Here is a 21,235-nt window from a genome sequence, read left to right as displayed (position 1 = left end):
CTGGTTGGGTTACTTGGTGACTCCCCAAAAGAGCGTGATCGGACCCGACTGCAGATCTTTCAACTCAGCACGCCACGCTGCCACCGACTGAAACTCACCAGCGTTGTAGTAGAAGGCATCTTCATAGGCGATCTGTTGGATTTTGCTGGCAATTGCCTTCTGCTCTTCAAGTGTCGGAGCTACAAGGTAATCGGCACGGAGTTTTTCGATTTCATCGCTCTTCGGCCAACCGGACCAGGACGTTCCGTCCTTGCCGGTACCATCCAGCAGAACATTGACAAGCGGATTCCAGATGCCAGTCACACCCCAATAGGTGAAGAACATGTTCCAGCCGCCATCTTTCACCGCAGCCGTGCTGTTCTTGCGGGACTGGAGCGTTGCCCAATCCATTGATGCAATATCGACCTTGAAACCGGCCTCGCGCAGCCGCTCGGCGGCAACAATGGGCTGGGTGCTCAACACGGTTAAGTCCGTGGGCTGCATCATCAGCACCGGCGTGCCGTCATAACCGGAACTTTTGAGAAGCTCCTTTGCCTTGGCCATCCGCTCTTCGGGCGTACCGGAAATGAATTCCGAACCTGCATCCGATGCCAGCGGCACATCGCATCCATAGTCAGATGCACAGAGCTTGTAATATTTGGGATCGCCTATGGCCGTCTGCATAAGCTGCTCCTGATCGAGAGCATAGATTGCCGCCTGTCGGATGGCAGGCTTGTCAAAAGGCGGCAACAGATGATTGAGACGCGCCGTAACCTGATTGCCGAGCGGATTGATGACGCCGACCTTCACATCGCTGTTGGCTTCCAGAAGCGGCACGAGATCGGTCGTCACCTGTTCTATGAGATCGACATCGCCGGACTGCAACGCATTGATCGAAGTCTGCATGTCGGGCATGGCTTTCCAGACCACCCGATCGACATTGACGATCTTGCCGCCCGCGGTCCAGCTCATCGGTTCGGAACGAGGCTTATAGTCGGTGTTTTTGACATAAACGGCCTGATCGCCCGGTCGGTACTCACTGGCGACGAACTTGAAGGGACCCGATCCATCCATTTCGGAAATCTGCTGACCCTTGGGGGTCTCGGCCAGACGCTTCGGCATCATGAACGGCGGGATCGGCGAAGGCTTGGCGAGCAGTTCCAGAACCTGACCGAATGGCTTGGCGAGTTTGATGACGATCTGCTTGTCGGAAGCCGCATCGATCGAGGCGACATGCGCCATCAAGGTGCGGCCTGCCCCGTCATTCTCGGCCCAGCGTTTCAGCGAGGCAACGCAATCCTCGGCGGTGACCGGCGACCCGTCGTGCCAGTTCAGGCCGTCCCGCAGCGTAAGCGTGTAGGTCATCCTGTCGTCGGAGACCGTATAGTCGGCCATCTGCGGCTGCGGCTGATAATTGGCATCCATCCCGAGCAGGGTATCGAAGACCATGAAGCCGTGTGTCCGGACGATCTGGGCCGTGCTGATCGCCGGATCGAGTGTCCGCAGCGGCGCCTGCATGACCGCAGTCAATGTGGTTTCGGCAAATGCCGGTGCACCGAACATGCTTGCCGCCAGAAGGCCGATGGCGGGCAGGCCTTTGTGATAAATAGTCATTTTACACCTCTGGAGAGATTATTTTTATGGTTGGAAGAAGCTTCATTCCACGGAAAGACATCCAAGGTATCGAGCTGTCGATAGGGGATCAGGCGCACATCCGCCGGACCGAGATCGGGCGTATCGACCACAATGATGCGGTCGGCGATCGGTTCATAGAAATCGCGGAAGTGGGTTTTCGAACGCAAGAGAATGACATCGTAGTCTTCAGGACGCTCATCGAAAATGTAGAATGGATCGCCATCGACCGCGAAGGCGAAATGGGAAACCACCGATATCCGGATTGGTCCGACATCGATCAGGGCAGTTAGTCCAAGATCGACCGACGAGCCTTTCTGATAACGGCCGGAAACGCGGTAAGATTTCTGGCCGCTCCAGACGACCTTGGCAGCGACCTGCAATGGTCCGCCCGTGGCAGGGTCCGTCTTGCCGGCCAGATTGGCAACAATCCCGGCACCGGCTCCGGCCGCATGGGCTTCTTGCGCCGTCTGCGGATCGAGGAGAAAGGGGACATGAACACGCCCCACATTCTTGTCAATCAAGGCACGCAGAACATGCGTGGAATCGTTCATGCGGTCTGCATGTTCGAGCAGAATAATGGGCCGTCCTTGAGCCGGTCGTTTTTCGACATCCGCAATCGCCGCTTCCACGCCTGAGACCGGCACCGCAGCCAGCAGTGCCCGACGGTTTTCATGAAGCGTCGACGACAACCGGTCCGCCTTGCGCTGGGCTACCATCTCGCCGGACCAATCCATGCAGATAACCGACATACCAGTATTCGGACTGTCGGCATAGGAGAACCCCGCCATGACGGAAATATCGCAATCGCTCTCAGCCTCTGTGGCACGTGCTTGCGCAATAATGGCTGCCAGAGGCTGCAACGAGGTCGCCGACATGATCGACGGAATCACAATGTCAGGACGTGCGACGGCAAGACCGGGGCGAAGGCCGGTCTTGATCGTTCTCACAAGGGCAGTGGCGGCCCGTTCTCCCGTCTCACCCATATCGATATGCGGTGAGTGCCCATAGGCGACGGCGATATCGGCATTGCGCAAGGTCGCCCGGTCGATATTGCCATGATAGTCGAGGGCGACGGCAATGGGCATATTCGGCACTTTGTCGCGAACGGCATCGATGATGAAGCGCTCGACATCTTCATATCCGGGTGCCCAGCAGGCACCGTGGAGGAACAGAATGATGCCGTCGATATCGCCGGATCGATCCAGCCCAGCCAGAATCTCGTTCTTATAGAATTCAATCGCCTCATCGGCAGCCGGTCCCAATGCGCCAAGCAATGTGTGGAACAACGGTATCAGTTCGACACCGTTATTCTCACAAATCTTGATGACGCCACCGGGAACGGTATTCGTGCCGCGAAACTGCTCGATCAGAGCTGACCCGCGAACGCATACGCGTTCGAAATCCTGCATTCCGACGATCTGCGGTACGGCCGTGACGGACTCAAGATTGAAACCGGCAAATACGATGCGGTGGGACATCCTTCAGCTCCGAAGCGAAGCGTCGATTGCTGCCGATACCCGATCAACGATCAGATCGACCTCTTCAGGCTGAATGATGTAAGGCGGCGCCAGCAGGATATGGTCGCCACGAATACCGTCAATCGTGCCGCCCATCGGGTAGCATAAGAGTCCACGTTCCATGGCCTCGCGCTTGATCTTAGCGTGCAACTTCCTCGTGGGATCGAACGGTTCCTTGGTGTCTCTGTCAGCCACAATCTCAATTCCGCTGAACAGCCCTCGCCCTCGAATGTCGCCCACATTTGCATTTTGTCCGAGTGCGGCTTCAAGACCGGCCTGCAACCGGTCGCCCATACGGACGACATTGTCGATGATGTCGGTTTGTGAAAGGATTTCGACGACCTTGTCGGCGGCAGCGACCGCCACGGGATGGCCGATATAGGTATGGCCGTGCTGGAACATGCCGGACCCGTCTGCGAAAGCCCGGTAAATCCGCTCGGACAGAAGAACCGCGCCTATCGGCTGATAGCCGCCTCCCAGGCCTTTCGCGATCGTGACAAGATCGGGAACAATGCCTTCCTGCTCAAACGCGAAAAGCGTACCCGTGCGCCCCATGCCGCACATGACTTCGTCAAGGATGAGCAAGATACCGTATTTGTCGCAAACGGCGCGGATTTTCTTGAAATAATCGGCGACCGGGCCAACCGCACCCAGCGTTGCGCCCACAACCGGCTCGGCAACGAAAGCAATGACTTCATCTGCGCCGAGTTCAATGATTTTGGCTTCGAGTTCCGCTGCCAGACGCGTCGCATAATCCGCCCCATCTTCCTGCGCGCCCTGATCGCGATAGGAATAACAGGGAGATACGTGGTGGGTCTCGGGCAGGATGGGCTGGAACTGCGCGCGACGCCACGCATTGCCGCCCGTCGCGAGCGCACCGATCGTGTTGCCGTGATAGCTCTGGCGCCGGGCGATGATATGGCGACGCTGGGGCTGTCCGGTTTCGACGAAATACTGGCGGGCCATTTTCAAAGCAGCCTCGACCGCTTCGGACCCACCCGAGACAAAATAAACACGATCCAGCCCGCCCGGCGTTGCAGCGACAAGACGATCAGCAAGAGATTCAGCCGCATCGGTCGTGAAGAACGATGTATGCGCATAGCTGATGCGATCGATCTGCGCCTTCATGGCACCAGCGACTTCCGCATTGCCGTGACCGAGACAACTGACGGCAGCTCCGCCCGACCCGTCGATGTAGCTGCGCCCTTCACTGTCCGTGATATAGATGCCCTGTCCGGCTACAGCCCTTGGCAAACTGGCGCTGATGGAACGGTGGAGAATTCTTGTCATGTATCTCTCGATTGTTCTTAAAAGACTTTCATCGGTCTGCGTTTCGACACATTTGTTGCAGGCTTTGCCCGGGATTGCAACATTTGTTTTATTGTCTGTTTTGTAGGCACAAACGTATTTTTTATGCATTTATGAAACATTCAGCTCGTCCTGGCGGCTTCGAAAAAAGCGACATAACTTTCCGAAATTATTTGACTTTTTTCTCGACACCATTGAATTCTGTCGAACCCTATCGGACGAAAGACGATACAAATGTTGCAAGAAGACCCTCTGCGGGCACGCATCATTGCACGCTTTGACGAAATGTCACATCAGCTCCAGCAGGCTGCACGATACATCCTGGAACATCCACAGGATGTTGCATTCGTGTCCATGCGGGAGCTGGCCCGCAATGCAGGCGTGCAGCCTTCGACGATCACGCGCCTGACCAAATTCCTAGGCCTGAACAGCTATGAGGAAATACGCTCCCACCATGCTCAAGTCATCCGCATCAGCGCAGACGGTTTCGCCGCCCGTGCGCTTCAAAACAACGTTGACGACTCAAGCGCGGGCACTAACGATCTTGCTCGCCGTATGCTTCATGGGCTGTCAGACCAGATCGCCCGGCTCTGTGAGCCGCAATCTCTCAGACAACTGAACGCCACAGCCGACTACCTTTTGAAAGCGCGTCGCGTCTATGTTCTCGGACTGCGATCCTGCCATTCCGTCGCCTGGAACTTTCATTACGTGATGACATTGCTTGGCGACAAAACCATCCATCTGGACGGCCCCGCCGGAACTGGCGGCGACGCACTCATGCGCGCGACATCCGACGACGCCCTGTTTGTCATCTCGATCAATCCTTACGCCTTGCAGACCCTGGAACTTGCCGCAGCAGCCCGGCAAAAAGGCATGTCGATTGTGGCCATCACCGACAGCGAGGTTTCGCCGCTGGTCTCAATCGCGAATCAGAGCGTACTGATTTCGACCGAGAGCCAAACCTTCTTTCATACATTGACCCCTGCGCTGGCCGTTTCCGAAGTGCTTTGTGGTCTTCTGGCCAACCGCAACCGCTCCCAATCTGTGGAAGCCCTGACAAATGCGGACCGCTATCTGCAGTCGTTGAACATCTATTCGAGCACGATTCCACGCCGAAAAATATAGAGCGTTTCCGGTTAAAACAGGAAGGTTGGAGCCGCTCTATCCCGTCGCCCAAACAGCAACATGTCGGATGACGGTTCTGTCGCGAAATTTTCACTTCTGCTGCGCTACTGTCCCTTCGGAGCGCATAATTGAGTGAGGTGACAGGGTATGGCAATCGATTTCAAAGGGGCTCATTTTCCTAAAAGTGTCATCTTTTACGTCGTTTTCTTCTACGTGCGCTATCCCGGGTCCTATCGTGACCTGCAGGAAATTATGGCCGAACGTGGTGTGAGCGTTGACCATGCAACATTGAACCGTTGGGTTGTCCGTTACGCGCCACAGATCGCAGATCAGGCACAGAAGCGTAAACGTCGAACGCTTGCGTCATGGCGTGTTGACGAGACCTATATCAAGGTTCGTGGTCAATGGACCTATCTGTACCGAGCCGTTGATTGTGACGGACAAACGCTTGATTTCATGCTCGCCGAACGCCGAAATCTCGGTGCTGCACGGCGTTTCTTCAAGAAAGCCATTGCAGCCAACGGTGTTCCAGACAAAATTGTCATTGATAAAAGCGGAGCCAATCTGGCCGGAGCACAAGCTGTAAACACAATCCTGAAAATCACCGGTCAAAGAAAGATGATTGAAATCCTGCAGGTTAAATATCTCAACAACATCCTTGAGCAGGATCACCGGTTTATCAAGCGAATTGCCAAACACATGTTGGGCTTCAAGGCATTTCATTCGGCTTCAGCGACAATCGCGGGCATCGAAGTGGCACATATGATCCGCAAGAAGCAGTTCGCAAATGACAACCGCTCGCCATTCGAGGTCTTTGCGGAGCTTGCAGCATAATTGCGTCTGAAGATCATGCCGCTTTTAACCTGATGAAAAATTTGCGACATAACCCTCGCTTCGTCATAAAGGTTTCCTTTCAACTCATGAAAACCTCTCCACTTTTCCGAAGCAAGTCCACTCCGCCACTGCATCCTATGCTTCAATATCCTCGCTCGCGGTTGATCTCGCCGAACAGCGCTTCGCTCCTACGCAGTCGTTCCAGGTTTTCAACGAGTACGTCTGCCGCACCTTGGCTGTCAGTCATGCAAGCGATATGCGGGGTAACGATCACCTTTGGATGAGACCAGAGTGGATGTCCGGACGGGAGCGGTTCCGGTGCTGTTACATCAATGAAGGCGGAGGAAAGCTGGCCGCTATCGAGCGCCGCGAGAAGCGCGTCATAATCCGTCTGCGGCCCGCGACCGACCAGAACCACGCTTGCCCCCGTGGGCAAACAGCCAAAAAATTCGGCATTGATCAAGCCTTCCGTTTCTGCCGTGAGCGGCAGCAGGCAGACGAGTATATCTGTTTGCGCAGTGAATGCTTTAAGTCCTTCCGCGCCGGAGAAACACTGCACGCCATCAATATTCTTCTCGCTTCGGCTCCAGCCGGACAGTGGAAAACCAAAAGGCTTGAGTGCCGTCAACGCAGCTTGCCCAAGATATCCAAGCCCCATTACACCTACACGGCTGTGACGCGCGCTCGGCTGAGGCAAGGTCTGCCAGACCTCGTTACGACACTGTTGCAAATAACTGGGCAACTGTCGGAATAGTGCCAGCACCGCGAGTGTCACATATTCCTGCATCATGCGTGCAAGACCCGGCTCAGTCATGCGGACAATGCGGATATGAGAAGGGATACCTGCTTCCAGAAATTGCTCTACACCCGCCCCGCTCGAGAAAATAATCTCGAGCGCGGGGAACCGATCCAGCAGTCCTTCAGGAACCTGCCAACATAACAAATGACGTACCCTTGCCGAAGCATCGGCATCCAACTCCCCGGACAGGAACTCCACTTCCGGCAATTCGCGCGCAAATACATCGCGGATCACCCCGGTGCGGGTCGCGTCGAGGGAACAATAGAAAGCCATAACGCCTCCCCTTGCGCGACACGCAGCCCGCGTCGCGCATCCATATAAATCAATGATTGAGAACGCGACGCAGGAAGTCCTGCGTACGCGGATGCTGTGGCGCGCCGAGCACTTGCTTTGCATTACCCTGTTCCACGATGACGCCGCCATCAAGGAAAAGTACTCGGTCAGCCACGTCGCGGGCGAAGCCCATTTCGTGCGTTACGACCAGCATGGTGAGCCCCTCGTCAGCAAGGCTGCGCATGACATCGAGCACATCGCCCACCAGTTCAGGATCGAGCGCAGACGTCGGCTCATCGAAAAGGATCGCCTGCGGTCGCATCGCCAAGGCGCGGGCAATCGCAACACGCTGCATCTGACCGCCCGAAAGCTGGCCCGGATAATGGTCGGCCCGGTCTCCTAGACCTACGCGCTGAAGCAGGTGTTGGCCGTATTTACGAGCTTCACTTGGGTTTTCGCCTTTGACGTAAACCGGTCCTTCAATGACATTTTCGAGGGCCGTGCGATGGGGAAACAGGTTGAACCGCTGGAAAACCATCGCCATACGTGTGCGGAGATTGCGGATCGATCGATCCTTCGCGTCAACCCGCTGACCTACGATCAAAATGTCGCCACCCTGATAGGTTTCGAGCCCGTTCAGGCAGCGCAGCATCGTCGACTTTCCAGAGCCGGAAGGGCCAATCAGACAGACGACTTCGCCCTTCTGCACCTCAGCACTGATGCCTTTTAAGACCTGAAGCGGACCATAGGATTTGGTGACGTTCTTTATTTCAATCATCGCCATGATCAATGTCCGTTTCTTTTACTAAAGAGCTTTTCAAGACGCCCGACAGCCATCATCAGCGGCAAGCTTAGGCAGAGATAGAACATGGCAACTAGCGTATAGACACTCATATTCTTGAAGGTCGAAGAAGCGAGTAGCTGACCTTGCAGGGTCAGTTCGGCAACCGTTATGGCCGATGCCTGCGAGCTGTCCTTCAAAAGCATGACCATGATGTTGCCGTAAGGCGGGAGGATCACTCGAACGGCTTGCGGGAGGATCACGCGGCGCATCGTCATGAACCAGCCCATACCGATGGACTGAGCAGCTTCCGTCTGACCATGGTCGATAGCTTCGATGCCGGCACGGAAATTCTCTGCCTGATAGGCAGAATAGGCAATTCCGAGACCTATGATACCGGCCTGAAGAGCGGAAAGCGCAATGCCGAATTCCGGTAGAACGAAGTAGATATAGAACAGCTGCACCAGGATAGGAATGCCGCGGATTACATTGACGATAGCCCCGGCAATGGTCGACAGCCAGCGAATTCCCGACACCCGCATCAACGCCCAGACAAGCCCCAGAAGGGTAGAAAGGACAAGGGAGCCCAAGGTCACGAGGAGTGTATATTTCACGCCTTCCAGCAAGATCGGGAAGAACTCGCGAATGTCCATAAGGAAATTTTGCATTAGCTTTAACTCTGTTTAACTGGCGCGATCAGACGGGGATGAGGCGCTACGGCCGGTAGCCCCGTTTCGGGCGCAGACCGAAAAGCGTGGAGAGCTTTTGCTTGGACGCGCGCGGAGCACACCTGAAATTTTGATCATGGGGATCATCCCCATGATCACATCGGAATTATTTCAGTCCGTATTTCGCAAGAATTTTCTGAAGCGTGCCGTCCGACTTGATGCGAGCGATAGCTGCATTGATTTTGGACATACGTTCGTCGCCTTTTCGCAGAGCCAGACCGAATTCGCCACCGGCCGAAGCCTCATAACTCTCGACCATCTTCACCTTGGGGTACCGGCCTTGAGAGAGGTAATAGGCAGCCATCGGTCCATCCCCGAAACCAGCGTCGATGCGCCCGGCATTCACGTCGGCAATGATATCGGGAATGCCTTTGTAGACCTTTACCTCACTGAACAGGCCGCTCTTCTTGAACAGGTCGACGAAGGTGGTCCCCACCTGCACGCCTACGGTCTTACCCTTGAGATCCGCATAGGTCTTGTAAGTCGTGTCATCGGAAACCGGCACGAAAACGCCCTCACCATAGCCATAGACCGGATCGGAAAAGTCCACGACTTTTGCGCGCTCTTCAGTGATGAACATTGCCGAAGCAATCATATCGATCTTGTTCGCGGTGAGCGACGGCACGAGCGCTGAAAACTGCACGGCCTCGAATTCCGCCTTGATACCGATATCTGGTTCGATGGCCTTGACAACATCGATCAACACGCCATCCATAGCCTTAGTTTCCGTGTTCACAAAGGTAAAAGGCAAACCGGTAGGTGAAGAACCTACTTTGACTGTTTCCTGAGCAAAGGCAGACGTCGCGGCACATATGACGACCGCCAAAGCTGCCAAACCGAAAATTTTCTTGAGACGCATGGCATTCTCCTTCCTAAATGCAGCGATAAGCCTGTTACTCGTAACGGCGGTTTTGAGCCCGCGTTTGTTAAAGTGAAGTCCGTTGTAGGCAGCGTTGGCGTTGCTCACTTGCGTCTACCCTGGAAGCCGGCACTGTTTCTCAACACCCGTTCATTGGATGCTGTTGCTTCCAACTTGCGATCCTTTCGTTCAAGGCTGGCAAAAACCAGCGGCATGAACCAGGCTTTTCCACGCCAGGTCGGCACAAACTGCGGCGCACGGAAGTCAAAACTGCTTGCGCTATTGGGAACGCCTAATATTTTCTGTGCGACCTTGAAGCCGAGCCATGGCGCCCAGACAACACCCGAACCACAGAAGCCTGTTGCATAATGCACTGCCCTACGCTGAAAAATTCGTGGAACCATGTCTCGATTCATGGCCACATAGCCGAACCAGCTATGCGAAATACCGACACCTTCCAGCTGCGGAAAAATCTTGCACATTTCTTTATAGTTGCGTTGCGTAGCGCTATCTGGATCGCCGCGGCTCGTAACATCCCGGCCACCAAACAAGATGCGTCGCCCATCCGGTGATGGGCGGAAATAGTAGGTCATCGCCCGGGTGTCGGTGAGCATTTTCAATCCTGGCACCAACTCGCTTACACGTTCCTCGCCCAGATCCTCGGTTGCGATTATTCGCGAACGCAACGGCACCAATCGCTGACGCAGCCAGCGGTCCGAATGATCGGTATATCCGTTTGTACAAACAAGGACATCGCGCGCCCGAGCACGACCGCGTGCAGTTATTACGGTTTTTCTACCAGTTCCTTGATCGATGCCTTCCACGCGACATTCGCTGTGGATCAATACCCCTTCAGCAATCGCCAGCCGTACCAGTTCTGAATGAAACTTTGCTGGATGGAGGCCGCCAATATCCATGCGCACGCTACCCCCTGCATAGAGGTCGGTCGCGATATGCTGGTGAACCTCGCTAAAAGGAACCGCATAGGATTCGACACCGGTTGCTCGCTGGATAGCTTCGGCGCTTCGAGCCATGGCGTCATATTCTGCGCGCGTCATCGCTCCGCTGAATCGGCCCACAAGCCTGAAATCCGCATCAACACCTTCCTTTGCCAGGAAATCGATCATGAAGCGGCGTGCTTCATGGCCTTCAGAAGCAATCTTTACCGCCCGTTCCATACCGAATTTGCGGATCAGTGTTTTGTCATCGGGACGAATATTGCCGCTGGTAAACCCGCCATTGCGACTGGAAGCTCCGAAGCCGAGTTGTTCCCGCTCGAAAACCTGAACCTTGCGCCCGGCTCTCGCCAGATAAAGTGCAGCGCAAAGGCCCGCATAACCGGCGCCAACTATGGCTACATCGCAGTCCGGCTCGATGGCACGCTGTCCGACGCTGCGCGGCGGGGCGGCCTCCCACCAGTAGGGCGTATCCTTGTGAGCCATTTCTGACATGTCCCCTCCATGTTCTGGATGGATTTTCTTTTTAGTTTATTGAATCCCTGGAGATTATGAAGCAGAATACTAAACACTAATCAACCCCGATTCATTCAAGTTCGTAGCGAGAGCCATTAAAAGATGCCAAAAGTGAACAAGGCAGAGATATCGCGGATCGCCCCTATCAGCGAACCCACACCGAACGATGCGGGGGATATCGGAGTACGTATCCGTACGCGCAGGCAGGCACTGGGCCTCACTCTTGGCTATCTGTCGGAAGTGTCTGGCCTGTCGACAGGGGCGCTGTCTCAGATTGAACGCGGCCTGGTGTCGCCAACTGTGCGCACCCTTTACACGATTGCCGATGTGCTCTCCATGAGTCCGGCGCAGCTCATTGACCCGCAGGGGTTCGCAGCAGCCGCGCGCGCCAATCCCTATGTGTTGCGGGCGGGCGAACAGCCCGAAGTGTTGAACGGCGGCGGTGTCATCAAGCATCGCGCCTCGCCAGAACTCATTGAAACCATGAAATCCTTCGCGGTGCGGATCGTTCCGGGCGGGAGTTCTGGTGAGGAGTGCTATACCCATTCCGGCGAGGAGCTGGGGTACGTCATTTCGGGCAGTTTCACGTTGCAGATTGAAGATGCTCAATATCTGCTTTCGGCAGGTGACGGATTTGCCCTGCCTTCAACGACCCGCCACAGATTCTTCAATAATAGTGAAGCGGAAGCTTTCGTTCTCTGGGTGAACAAACCCGAGTGAAATCACCTGGCAGGCCAAAAAACGCTGGAGAAAGATGAAAATGGCAAGCAGTCCTGAGAGCTTCTCGCGCTCGCTCTGGTGGAACGCAGCTGGCGAAGCAAAGCCGAACCATCCCAAACTGAACGGCGTACACGATGCGGACGTCGTTATTATCGGCGGCGGCTTTACGGGTCTTTCAAGCGCATTGTTCCTTGCCGAGCGTGGCAAGACGGTCGTGGTCCTTGAGGCGCGTCATGTCGGCTTCGGTGCATCTGGACGTAATGGCGGACAGGTGATCCCCGGCTTGAAGCACGATCCGGAAGATCTTATTGCGACCTATGGGCTCGAACATGGCAAGCGCATGATCGATCTTGTAGGCGGCGCAGCCGATCTTGTCTTTAGCCTTGTGCGCGAACACGCTATCCTATGCTCGCCCGTTCGCGCCGGATGGATTCAGGCCGCACATTCTCAGCTTGCAACCGCTGCCGTTCACAAGCGTGCCCGACAATGGCAGGCGCAAGGCGTCGAAGTCGAGATATTGGACCGCGAGCAGATTGCCAGACTTTCCGGCACGGAGCGCTATTTCGGTGGATGGCGTGATCCACGCGCCGGCGCCTTACAACCGCTGGATTATGCCCGAGGGCTGGCGCGGGCCGCTTCGGCACGCGGCGTTCAGATTTTTGAAGATTCGTCCGTCACGTCTCTCACGCACGAAAACGGCGATTGGGTCACACGGACGGCGCGTGGAGCAATTCGCGCGAGAGAGGCCCTCGTCGCAACCAACGCCTACACCGACAAACTCGTGCCGGGTCTCGCCCAAAGCATTCTTCCTGTGCAAAGCATGCTGATCGCGACAGAGCCCCTTTCAGAAAAGCAACGCGGGGAAATCATGCCGGGGGGTGTGGTACTTTCCGAAACGCGCAAGATTGCTTTTTATATGCGTCAATCAGTAGACGGGCGTTTTCTCATTGGCGGACGCGGCGCCGTGGGAATGAACGAAAAGAAGGCACTCATGGAAGCGCTGAAGGCCGGAATGGTGAGGCTGTTTCCGCAACTGGATGGCATTGGCATCGACTATCACTGGTCCGGTCATGTGGCGCTAACGATGGATGGCCTGCCTCATCTTCACAATCCCGCTCCAGGTTTGCACGCAATGCTTGGCTATAACGGCCGAGGCGTAGCGATGGCGACCGCTTTTGGCAAGATGTATGCCGAATACATCGCCGAAGGCCGCCCCATGGTTTATCCCACCACGCAGATACCGCGCCTTTCCTGGCACGCGATCCGCAAACCCGTCATGGATGTTGGCATCCGCTGGTATTGGGTCAAGGACAGTCTTGGATTCGCATCGAAATAAACCCTCTGCAGAAAGCACTGAACTTGTTGAAAAACGTAATCAATCTGGGAATTGCGCCCTCTTGCGCCGCGGATTTGGAAGCAGCTTTCCAAGCCCTCACTTTGAATGGACAGTCTACTGAACCCTTCGGCGTCGGACGCGCTGTTCTTTCAGGAGAAGGAAAAGGGACAAAAAGCCTGTTCCCCTCTATTGTAATGGTTCGTAAGGGCTCTTTATCGCTCGTGGACAGTAACGGTTTCGAAATCGTGCTGGCCAAGGGTGAGGCCGCGAGCCTACCCGCGTCCAGTTTTGCATGGAAGGCACAGGCGGCCGATTGCGTAATCCTCACGATTCATCAGGGGACCGCGCCAGTGTCATTCACCAAACTCGACCTTGACCATCCCATGGTCCCCGGTGGCGCGCCCAATGCAACGCTGCTCACAACGCCCGCTCCTACGACCCATCGTCACGAATTCCAGAGTGACGATCCACTTTCCTGGGGGATTTGGGCTACTACGCCTTATGCTCGCCATCCTATCACCTATTCCTTTTCCGAACTGATGATGCTGCGCAACGGCGAGGTTACCTTGTCCAACCCTGACGAAGGAAGCGTGACGTTTGCGGCAGGGGACATTTTCCTTATTCGTCCCGACGCTATCGCCGCGTGGAGCAATCCTACCGATCTGCAGAAGTTTTGGATCATCCACGAGCAAGATTAGTTCACATAGCCTTGTGCTCCACTGTCTCCATCCATTTGGATGGCAGTGATAGCCCTCTCGTTCCGATGAAAGTGCGTGATAGGTCCCTGTTGACGACCTGGGGCTTTTGAACGGTATAATTTGACGGCTGGGAACAGGTGCGCTCTCGGCTGACATTCCATCTGAGTGGCCTTCTCCAGCCTGTTTAAATCGTTTTAACAGATGGCGTCGGTACGTCCCACTGCGTGACTGCTCCTGTTCACCAGGCAGCGAAGACAATCGGCATCCCCGTTATCGGGATCGATTTTATGGTCAAGCAGCCCGGAAAGCCAGATTATGTCTTCATCGGAGCCCACGAGCGTCCGGGCCTTACCAACCATGAACCGCAACCGACGGCTGCCAAGGTTGTCGATTTGCTTTTCCCAGGCTCACGAAAATCGTGAATTAGTGAGATACCCGTGACAGAATGTTCGCCGGAGCATTTTCCAAGCGGACATGAAACCGCTTTGGCGAAACCGACCGAGCGAAGGTGGAGAAAGCCATTGAATTGAACGGCATCGCACCGTCATGGCAGCGCGCTTCTGCGATTCCATCTTCGCGCTGCACAGTGGTCGCTCCTCATTGCCCAAACAAGACCCGCCGGTGTGATGGAGCCCAAGCGGGGTGCAGGTGATTTACGGCGTGCCGATCGAAGTCATGCGCCACGCCGCGACCGGGCATTTGATTGTCGCTCCTCTCCAATCAAAGCGGCTAATCTGCAAGGCAGCGCTCCTACGCCTTGAATTATTGCAGGACAGCGCGGTTGTGGTAAGACCATGCGGGACTTCTGATCAGAGTTAGGGAGCAAAGCAAAAGCTTGTTAGAAACGACAAATTCATGGAGGAATTTGGCATCCCTACTTCATTCCGTCATCGTTAATGATGAAAACATGCGAAAAAAGTTTGGAAGAAAGAACTGCTTGGCTTGACCTGATTGGCAGTCAAGATCACATCATACGCGCTTTGGATAGAAACACGCCGCGATTTTTTGCTCAATTTGACAGCAAAATCAGGATTGCCGCTACCGGAGCAAATCTCAGAATTCGTCGATCAGCCCTTCATATGTCTTATTTATCTCATTCACATCCCGTCGATATTCATCGATAATCCAGTCGCAAATATCGCGAATGATCCATTCATCCGGCTTGATCGAAGTCACCAGATCACAGCGTCGGCCTGTTGAAACGACAACAGGATGCGATGGAACAAGCGAGCCGTTGGCTAGCAGGGTCGACACCACACTTAACCAGCCGATTGCGTTGCCTTGTCCCATCAGCGCGGCCTGTACAACGACATTGTAATCCGAGAATTGAAGTTCACGGGCTATCTCTTTCAGCGCATCAACGGAATACAAATCTGCCCATCTGAACTGAGACCCACTAAGAGTAATCACCTGATGCAAACCCGATTGGGACTGTGTCGAATTGAAATCGAAAACCGGAGATCGCACTGGCAACAGAAACTCTGGCATAAGTGGAAAAATTCGATACCGGTCATCCACTTTCGGGTCGAACCGCATCGCGATATCGGCGTCGTTAACCGGACAATCGAGCGGCCCAATGATCAGTTGCCACTGAATGTCTACATCAGGAAACAGCGCCTGGAATTGGTTCATCCGCGGCATAAACCAATGCGTAGCGAAAGCCCCCGAGACTGATATTCGCACTGTACGTCGCTTCGTTTGCGCATTTTGTCTTAGTCCAGCCAAAACACGTTCAATGTTTGAAAAGCTCTTCGAGACTTCCGCAAAAAGATCACCTCCATGTTCCGTTAGTTCTGCTCCCGTCGGCGTACGCTTGAAAAGCTGCATTCCAAGATGAAGCTCCAGACGCCCGATGGTGCGGCTGACTGCGGGACTTGTAACTCCAAGCTCACGTGCCGCGTTTGCAAATGTTCCGCATCGGACTGCCGCTTCAAAGGCGACGAGTGCGTTGAGCGAGGGAAGGAGTCGTCGAATATGTGACATTAGAAAATGTAACCCCAGAGGTGATTATTATTGGAATTGATAGAAGGACCAAAAGCATCCCACTGTAGCCCGACAACTGGCTTTTGCCCGGAACAGGAGAGACAACTTTCATGGCCTTCGAAAATTTTAAAGTTCTGACTTTTGATATCGTCGGAACCTGCATCGACTTCGAGAAGGGTATTCTGGATGGTTTCCGCGTCGCAGGCGGAGAGGCCGCGAAGAGGCTGAGTGATGATCAGATTTTCCAGCCCTATCTGAAAGCAAGAGAGAAATTTCCTGGCCGCGCAAGTGAGGTCATGCGCGACGTTTATCTCTACGCTGCGAAGGAACTTGGACTGTCCGGCGACAGCGCCGCAGGTGACAAATTCCACAGCCACTTTTTTGATTTTCCCGCATTCGAGGATTCCGCTGAAGCGCTCAGACGATTGCGTAGGCATTTTAGACTGGTTGCGATGACCAACTATGATCGTGTCGGCTTCAGCGCCAATTCGAACAAACTCGGCAACCCGTTTCACGACAGCGTCACTGCTGACGACGCCAAGTATCCAAAACCGGATCCACGCTTCTTTTCCTACAATCTTGGGCGCCAATCGGCATTTGGTTTCAAGCAAGATGAAATCCTGCATGTTGCCCAGAGCCAGTATCACGATATTGGCGTCGCTAAGGAGCTCGGGTACAAGGTCTGCTGGATCGAGCGTCGAAAGGGCCTCAAGGGCTTCGGTGGAACACCCGTTCCCAAAGAAGTCACGGTGCCGGATTTCCATTTTTCGACCTTGCGAGAACTCGCCGATGCTGTCGAAAGCGAGAGAAAATAACTTGTAGGTAAACTCAGGTATTTTCCAGATGCGAAAACTCAATCTGCCTCGATCTTTGTGGCGCGAGACCGCAACGCCACCTCTGAACTGCAAAGCATTGGAGGACGACATTTCCGCCGATGTCGTCATCATCGGAGGTGGGTATACCGGCCTTTCTGCAGCCATAAGAGCGATTGAACTTGGTTTGAAACCAGTTGTTCTCGAAGCAGAAGAAGTCGGCTTCGGCGCCTCTGGAAGAAACGGCGGCGTGGTATCGACGAAGTATCGTGTATCGTTAAGCGCCATGGCGCAAACTCACGGTCGGCAAATCGCTCAACGCATGAACGTGCTCGGTCACGAAGCGATGGATTGCGTTGAAAGCTATGTCGAGCGGTTTCAGATCCGGGAAGCGAAACTGACGAAAACCGGGAACATTCGCTGTGCGCATAACGAGACCGCATTCGCGGCGCTCGTGGAAGAAGCGAAGACGATCAGGGACATGTTCGGCGATACGAGCATCGCAGTGCTTGGAGCTAGTGAAGTTGCGACAGAGACCGGAAGTACGCGCTTTTACGGAGGAGTTTTGAACTCTCACGCTGGCACCATTCATCCTCTTTGTTACTGTCGGGGTTTGGCCAATGCCGTGCTTCTGGCCGGAGGCCTCATTTATGAGAATAGTCCCGCTCTTCGCATTGTGAAACACGGTTCGACAAAACTCGTTTGTACCAAAACCGGATCGATCAGTTGCAAACAGATTCTGATCGCAACGAATGCCTATTCCGACATCACGACCGCTACCAGCAATGTGCGTAAGACGATCATACCGTTCCGGAGTGCGATCATCTCGACGGAAGCGTTGCCCAGTTCTGTTTTTGATGAAATTCTTTGCAAGAATCGGAGCTACAGCGAGACGCGGAGAATGATGCGTTGGTTTCGACGAGGCGGGGACTGCTTGCTTTTCGGCGGCAGGGGCGCATTTGGCAGAAATGACTCGGCAGCCGCCTACGCGACCCTTGAGAGAGCAATGTTTGAAATCTTCCCGCAGCTGAAAGACTGCAGGATCGCCAATGAATGGTCGGGGCTTGTCGCTATGACGATGAACAGTCTTCCGCAGATTGGGTTGATCGACAAGGATATCGGGTTCTCGCTTGGCTACAATGGAACAGGAATCGCGATGTCGAGTCTTCTCGGACGCTACGTGATTGATCTTTTGCAAGGCCAAAAGCCCGATCTGGCGCTGATGCGGCGCCAGAAACCGGAAGACATCCCATTTTTCTCTATGAGAGCGCCGGCTGTCCGTACAGTAGCCGCATGGTATCAGCTGCTGGATAAATTCGGACGCTGAGTGTGCTCCCAAAGTTTTCAAAGCGAGCTGCATATTCTAATTGCATCCAACATCGCGGAGTGAATGTTTCTGCTGGCCAGAGCATCTCCTATTCTGTGAAGTTCAAATCCAGGTCTTTCGTGGTTGGGCTGCGGTCTGGCATCAACCATGGCCTGCAGGTCGGTCACACCGTCGTTTGAAGAACTGGATCGAAGCGCTTCAAAAACTTCGTTGGACGGAATACTCCCCTGCTCCACAACAACATGATCGACCACAACTGTTTCTGTTTCCCGGGTAATGTCGTTCACAAGAGTTGCGATCAGGCGGTTGTCCTGGCGGTCGACTGCCGTCAAACGTGTTTCAGTTTTGGGATACAGGCCGAATTTCAAAAATAGTTTTTTCCAGCGTACCCGTTCGGCATAAGTCAGTTCTTCACAGATTTGGGCATCAATCGTTACGAATTGTACCCTGGCTCCTGCACCAACGGCCTTCTCGACCGCCAAGGGGGCTGGATGTCGTCCGGTACCATCAACGACAAGAACTTCACCTGATAGTCTGGACTGACCAGCCAGGATATCCCAGGTAGAAACGCATAGATCACCGCCATGCAGAAGATCAATTTGCGGCATGCCGCCCGTTGCTAGCAAGACGACATCTGGATTCAGTGCCAGGATTTCATTTTCATCAAGATAGGCATTCGTTTGTAGCGACACACCAAGACGATTGAGTTCAGCCACCCGCCACTCGACGATACCGATGAGGTCACCGCGCCACGATCCCTTCGCGCCAAGAAGAAGCTGACCGCCGAAATCGGGTGCCGCTTCAAACAACGAAACCTCATGACCCCGTTCCGCACATATTCTGGCTGCCTCAAGGCCTGCGGGCCCTCCGCCGACCACGATGACCCTACGTTTGCCGCTGTCGGTTTTTGTAAAGACCTGAGGCAGGACCGTTTCTCTGCCCGTTGCCGGATTATGGAGGCACGCAGGACGATGCGGCGACTGGCAATGTGTAGCACCTACGCATGGCCGGATTTCGTTTTCCCGTCCCGATGCTATTTTACTTGCAAGGTATGGATCAGCGATCTGCGCTCTGGTCATGCCCGACATATCCATTTTGCCTTCACGGATAGCGTATCGGGCGGAAGCAGCGTCGGAAATACGTGCGGCATGAAATACCGGAATATCGAGCTCCTGCCGGAAGCGTCCGACCGGCTCGACCCAGGGCGCAAGTGGCGATCCCATTCCTGGCATAGCGTCCTCAGCCAGACCACGGGTCGTGTCCATCATGCCATAAATCGCATTGAAAAAATCAATGCCGCCAATATCGCGAAGTGCTTGCGCAACTTTCAGAGATTCCTCAAAACCCATGCCGCCATCGGGCCCCTCATCCACTGCCATGCGGATACCAACGACAAAATCATCACCGACGGCCTTTCTGATTGCCTCATGCACCATCAGCGGAAACCGCATTCGGTTTTCGAGCGAACCGCCAAAGCGATCAGTTCTGCGATTGGAAATCGGTGACAGGAACTGCCCGATCATGTGACCGCCGGCATGCGTCTCGATGCCATCCAGCCCTCCCTCCTTGCATCGTACCGCCGCAGCGGCAAATGCCTTCACAACGCGATTAATATCATGGTCGTCCATCTCTCTGGGGATGTTGCGATGAAGCGTCTCCCGGAGAGGGGACGGTGCAATCATCGCCAGCCTATCGCCACCATAACTTTCGCCGCGTCGACCGAGATGGGTTATCTGACACATGAGTGCAGCGCCGTGGCGATGCATACGCTCGGCAAACTGCTGAAAATGTGGGATGATGTCATCTGTTCCAACATTCAGTTGCCGAAAGACATTCGGGGAGTCGATATCGATATTGGAGGATCCACCGAACATCGACAGGGCTATTCCACCCTTGGCCTTTTCTTCATGATACCGCTGATAGGCTTCAAGCGGTAGCCCGCTGATCTCCAAACCACACGCGTGGCTGGTGCTCATGATGCGATTGCGAAGTTCAAGATGCTTGATTTTCAGCGGCTGCAGCAGTGGGTCATTTTTGACACCGTTGGTGGCTTGCTGGTACATAGCTTTTCCTTTTGGTTTATAGAAACCCGTTCATACCTGGCGCTCGGCCTGGCATGTTCCTGATGCTACTGATGATTGTCGTGTCGTAATTCGGCTAGAATATCTGACTTAAGAACTGTTGGGTCCGAGGATCCTTGGCTGAGGTAAAGAATTCTTTCGGTGGAGCATGCTCGACGATCACACCTCGATCCGTGAAGTAGATGTGGTCGGCCACTTCGCGTGCGAAGCCCATTTCATGAGTAACCAGAATGCAGGTCATCCCGTCGGACGCGAGTTCCTTTATCGTCGCCAATACTTCCTTGACGGTTTCAGGATCGAGCGCTGCGGTAACTTCATCGAAAAGCATAACGTCAGGACGCATGGCCAGGCTTCGCGCGATGGCAACGCGCTGCTGCTGACCACCTGACAGCTGGCCGGGATACTGGTTTTCCTTACCAGTAAGTTTGACTTTTGCAATCAGAGCACGCGCCCGTTCCTCAACTTCCTGTTTTGGTTCACGCAGGACCTTGATCGGCGCCATCATGACGTTCTGCAAAACCGTCTTATGCGGAAACAGATTGTACTGCTGAAAGACTATTCCCACCTTTCGCCTCAATGCGAGCTTGTCGAGCTTGGGATCGTTCACCTCCTGCCCGGCGACGATTATCGAGCCCTTCTGCACTGGGCTTAGGCCATTGATACAACGTATGAGAGTCGATTTGCCCGAACCCGACGGACCGATGATGCAGATCACCTCGCCCTTGCGAACATCAAGACTTATCCCTTTAATAACTTCCAGATCGCCATACGCCTTGTGCACATCCTTTAGAGAAACCAGAGGGGGTGCATCGATAATCTCATTATGCAGCATATCTTTTCTCCAGTTTCCTTGTCAGAAGTGCGATTGGATAGATGTACGCAAAGAACAGACAGAGAAGGAACAGATAGAACGGAAAGAGAAATTCCGGTCGTCCGCCCGACGCTTCCATTGCAGCCTGTGCGTTGGC

The 21,235-nt window shown here is 54.4% G+C and carries 18 protein-coding genes and 1 pseudogene; 8 read left to right on the top strand and 11 right to left on the bottom strand.

All coding sequences use genetic code 11. The features are described 5' to 3' along the window. Positions 1–9: 9 nt before the first annotated feature. The 3 genes from HWD97_RS19175 to HWD97_RS19165 are packed head-to-tail and all read right to left on the bottom strand — an operon-like array spanning position 10 to position 4,421. Positions 10–1,593 carry an ABC transporter substrate-binding protein gene (locus HWD97_RS19175; protein ID WP_109365754.1) on the bottom strand — a complete coding sequence of 528 codons (1,584 nt, stop codon included), beginning with the start codon at positions 1,591–1,593 and terminating at the stop codon, positions 10–12. After that, entirely contained in the window at positions 1,590–3,092 is a 1,503-nt protein-coding gene (locus tag HWD97_RS19170) for a M81 family metallopeptidase (RefSeq protein WP_109365753.1), read from the bottom strand. Before HWD97_RS19170 ends, HWD97_RS19175 begins: the two co-directional genes overlap by 4 nt. A 3-nt stretch (positions 3,093–3,095) precedes the next feature. After that, positions 3,096–4,421, bottom strand: a complete 1,326-nt coding sequence (locus HWD97_RS19165; RefSeq protein ID WP_371835456.1) for an aspartate aminotransferase family protein — start codon at positions 4,419–4,421, stop codon at positions 3,096–3,098. Between the two features lie 252 nt (positions 4,422–4,673). On the opposite strand from HWD97_RS19165, the gene HWD97_RS19160 reads away from it, so the two are divergent. Together HWD97_RS19160 and HWD97_RS19155 are read left to right on the top strand one after the other, a co-directional pair. Continuing rightward, positions 4,674–5,564 carry a MurR/RpiR family transcriptional regulator gene (locus tag HWD97_RS19160; RefSeq protein ID WP_319080273.1) on the top strand — a complete coding sequence of 297 codons (891 nt, stop codon included), beginning with the start codon at positions 4,674–4,676 and terminating at the stop codon, positions 5,562–5,564. A gap of 147 nt (positions 5,565–5,711) precedes the next feature. Further along, a complete protein-coding gene (locus tag HWD97_RS19155; protein WP_319080272.1) occupies positions 5,712–6,398 on the top strand; it encodes an IS6 family transposase in 687 nt (228 codons plus the stop codon). Between the two features lie 142 nt (positions 6,399–6,540). Here HWD97_RS19155 and HWD97_RS19150 read toward each other — a convergent pair whose 3' ends face one another. The 5 genes from HWD97_RS19150 to HWD97_RS19130 all read right to left on the bottom strand — a co-directional run bounded on the left by HWD97_RS19150 (position 6,541) and on the right by HWD97_RS19130 (position 11,280). Further along, a complete protein-coding gene (locus HWD97_RS19150) occupies positions 6,541–7,470 on the bottom strand; it encodes a glyoxylate/hydroxypyruvate reductase A (RefSeq protein ID WP_319080271.1) in 930 nt (309 codons plus the stop codon). Positions 7,471–7,519: 49 nt separating this feature from the next. Further along, a complete protein-coding gene (locus HWD97_RS19145) occupies positions 7,520–8,248 on the bottom strand; it encodes an amino acid ABC transporter ATP-binding protein (RefSeq protein WP_319080292.1) in 729 nt (242 codons plus the stop codon). 8 nt (positions 8,249–8,256) lie between these two features. After that, positions 8,257–8,919, bottom strand: coding sequence for an amino acid ABC transporter permease (locus tag HWD97_RS19140; protein WP_319080270.1), 663 nt, complete (start codon positions 8,917–8,919; stop codon positions 8,257–8,259). A 166-nt stretch (positions 8,920–9,085) separates the two neighbouring features. Next, complete coding sequence (locus HWD97_RS19135; protein WP_319080291.1) at positions 9,086–9,838, bottom strand: ABC transporter substrate-binding protein; 753 nt, start codon at positions 9,836–9,838, stop codon at positions 9,086–9,088. Positions 9,839–9,942: 104 nt separating this feature from the next. Then, positions 9,943–11,280 carry an FAD-binding oxidoreductase gene (locus tag HWD97_RS19130; protein WP_319080290.1) on the bottom strand — a complete coding sequence of 446 codons (1,338 nt, stop codon included), beginning with the start codon at positions 11,278–11,280 and terminating at the stop codon, positions 9,943–9,945. Between the two features lie 132 nt (positions 11,281–11,412). Between HWD97_RS19130 and HWD97_RS19125 the strand changes: the two genes are divergently transcribed. The 4 genes and pseudogenes from HWD97_RS19125 to HWD97_RS19110 all read left to right on the top strand — a co-directional run. Then, entirely contained in the window at positions 11,413–12,030 is a 618-nt protein-coding gene (locus HWD97_RS19125; protein WP_319080269.1) for a cupin domain-containing protein, read from the top strand. Positions 12,031–12,070: 40 nt separating this feature from the next. Further along, a complete protein-coding gene (locus tag HWD97_RS19120) occupies positions 12,071–13,366 on the top strand; it encodes an FAD-binding oxidoreductase (RefSeq protein ID WP_319080268.1) in 1,296 nt (431 codons plus the stop codon). Positions 13,367–13,389: 23 nt separating this feature from the next. Further along, positions 13,390–14,064, top strand: coding sequence for a cupin domain-containing protein (locus HWD97_RS19115; RefSeq protein ID WP_371835455.1), 675 nt, complete (start codon positions 13,390–13,392; stop codon positions 14,062–14,064). A 209-nt stretch (positions 14,065–14,273) separates the two neighbouring features. Next, positions 14,274–14,486: pseudogene (locus HWD97_RS19110) on the top strand (N-acetylglutaminylglutamine synthetase); the annotation flags it as partial. A gap of 631 nt (positions 14,487–15,117) precedes the next feature. Here HWD97_RS19110 and HWD97_RS19105 read toward each other — a convergent pair. Then, a complete protein-coding gene (locus tag HWD97_RS19105; RefSeq protein WP_371835454.1) occupies positions 15,118–16,047 on the bottom strand; it encodes a LysR family transcriptional regulator in 930 nt (309 codons plus the stop codon). Between the two features lie 110 nt (positions 16,048–16,157). Between HWD97_RS19105 and HWD97_RS19100 the strand changes: the two genes are divergently transcribed. Together HWD97_RS19100 and HWD97_RS19095 are read left to right on the top strand one after the other, a co-directional pair. Then, complete coding sequence (locus HWD97_RS19100; protein ID WP_319080265.1) at positions 16,158–16,862, top strand: HAD-IA family hydrolase; 705 nt, start codon at positions 16,158–16,160, stop codon at positions 16,860–16,862. A gap of 28 nt (positions 16,863–16,890) precedes the next feature. Continuing rightward, positions 16,891–18,186, top strand: a complete 1,296-nt coding sequence (locus HWD97_RS19095; RefSeq protein WP_371835453.1) for an NAD(P)/FAD-dependent oxidoreductase — start codon at positions 16,891–16,893, stop codon at positions 18,184–18,186. A 17-nt stretch (positions 18,187–18,203) separates the two neighbouring features. Here HWD97_RS19095 and HWD97_RS19090 read toward each other — a convergent pair whose 3' ends face one another. Together HWD97_RS19090 and HWD97_RS19085 are read right to left on the bottom strand one after the other, a co-directional pair. Continuing rightward, positions 18,204–20,249 carry an NADH:flavin oxidoreductase gene (locus HWD97_RS19090; RefSeq protein ID WP_319080263.1) on the bottom strand — a complete coding sequence of 682 codons (2,046 nt, stop codon included), beginning with the start codon at positions 20,247–20,249 and terminating at the stop codon, positions 18,204–18,206. Positions 20,250–20,343: 94 nt separating this feature from the next. After that, on the bottom strand, positions 20,344–21,099 hold the full coding sequence (locus tag HWD97_RS19085) for an amino acid ABC transporter ATP-binding protein (protein ID WP_319080262.1): 756 nt from the start codon (positions 21,097–21,099) through the stop codon (positions 20,344–20,346). Between the last annotated feature and the right edge of the window lie 136 nt (positions 21,100–21,235).

It is taken from the genome of Ochrobactrum sp. C6C9, from assembly GCF_022627935.1.
In the GTDB taxonomy this organism is placed as follows: Bacteria; Pseudomonadota; Alphaproteobacteria; order Rhizobiales; family Rhizobiaceae; genus Brucella; species Brucella teleogrylli.
This window is presented reverse-complemented; position numbering and strand designations above follow the sequence as displayed.

What these genes read in the sequence shown, in the direction of transcription:
- HWD97_RS19170 (WP_109365753.1), bottom strand. Translation starts at nt 3,092, where the DNA reads ATGTCCCACCGCATCGTATTTGCCGGTTTCAATCTTGAGTCCGTCACG.
- HWD97_RS19175 (WP_109365754.1), bottom strand. Translation starts at nt 1,593, where the DNA reads ATGACTATTTATCACAAAGGCCTGCCCGCCATCGGCCTTCTGGCGGCA.
- HWD97_RS19085 (WP_319080262.1), bottom strand. Translation starts at nt 21,099, where the DNA reads ATGCTGCATAATGAGATTATCGATGCACCCCCTCTGGTTTCTCTAAAG.
- HWD97_RS19095 (WP_371835453.1), top strand. Translation starts at nt 16,891, where the DNA reads ATGCGAAAACTCAATCTGCCTCGATCTTTGTGGCGCGAGACCGCAACG.
- HWD97_RS19120 (WP_319080268.1), top strand. Translation starts at nt 12,071, where the DNA reads ATGGCAAGCAGTCCTGAGAGCTTCTCGCGCTCGCTCTGGTGGAACGCA.
- HWD97_RS19165 (WP_371835456.1), bottom strand. Translation starts at nt 4,421, where the DNA reads ATGACAAGAATTCTCCACCGTTCCATCAGCGCCAGTTTGCCAAGGGCT.
- HWD97_RS19150 (WP_319080271.1), bottom strand. Translation starts at nt 7,470, where the DNA reads ATGGCTTTCTATTGTTCCCTCGACGCGACCCGCACCGGGGTGATCCGC.
- HWD97_RS19100 (WP_319080265.1), top strand. Translation starts at nt 16,158, where the DNA reads ATGGCCTTCGAAAATTTTAAAGTTCTGACTTTTGATATCGTCGGAACC.
- HWD97_RS19135 (WP_319080291.1), bottom strand. Translation starts at nt 9,838, where the DNA reads ATGCGTCTCAAGAAAATTTTCGGTTTGGCAGCTTTGGCGGTCGTCATA.
- HWD97_RS19105 (WP_371835454.1), bottom strand. Translation starts at nt 16,047, where the DNA reads ATGTCACATATTCGACGACTCCTTCCCTCGCTCAACGCACTCGTCGCC.
- HWD97_RS19160 (WP_319080273.1), top strand. Translation starts at nt 4,674, where the DNA reads ATGTTGCAAGAAGACCCTCTGCGGGCACGCATCATTGCACGCTTTGAC.
- HWD97_RS19155 (WP_319080272.1), top strand. Translation starts at nt 5,712, where the DNA reads ATGGCAATCGATTTCAAAGGGGCTCATTTTCCTAAAAGTGTCATCTTT.
- HWD97_RS19140 (WP_319080270.1), bottom strand. Translation starts at nt 8,919, where the DNA reads ATGCAAAATTTCCTTATGGACATTCGCGAGTTCTTCCCGATCTTGCTG.
- HWD97_RS19125 (WP_319080269.1), top strand. Translation starts at nt 11,413, where the DNA reads ATGCCAAAAGTGAACAAGGCAGAGATATCGCGGATCGCCCCTATCAGC.
- HWD97_RS19130 (WP_319080290.1), bottom strand. Translation starts at nt 11,280, where the DNA reads ATGGCTCACAAGGATACGCCCTACTGGTGGGAGGCCGCCCCGCCGCGC.
- HWD97_RS19145 (WP_319080292.1), bottom strand. Translation starts at nt 8,248, where the DNA reads ATGATTGAAATAAAGAACGTCACCAAATCCTATGGTCCGCTTCAGGTC.
- HWD97_RS19090 (WP_319080263.1), bottom strand. Translation starts at nt 20,249, where the DNA reads ATGTACCAGCAAGCCACCAACGGTGTCAAAAATGACCCACTGCTGCAG.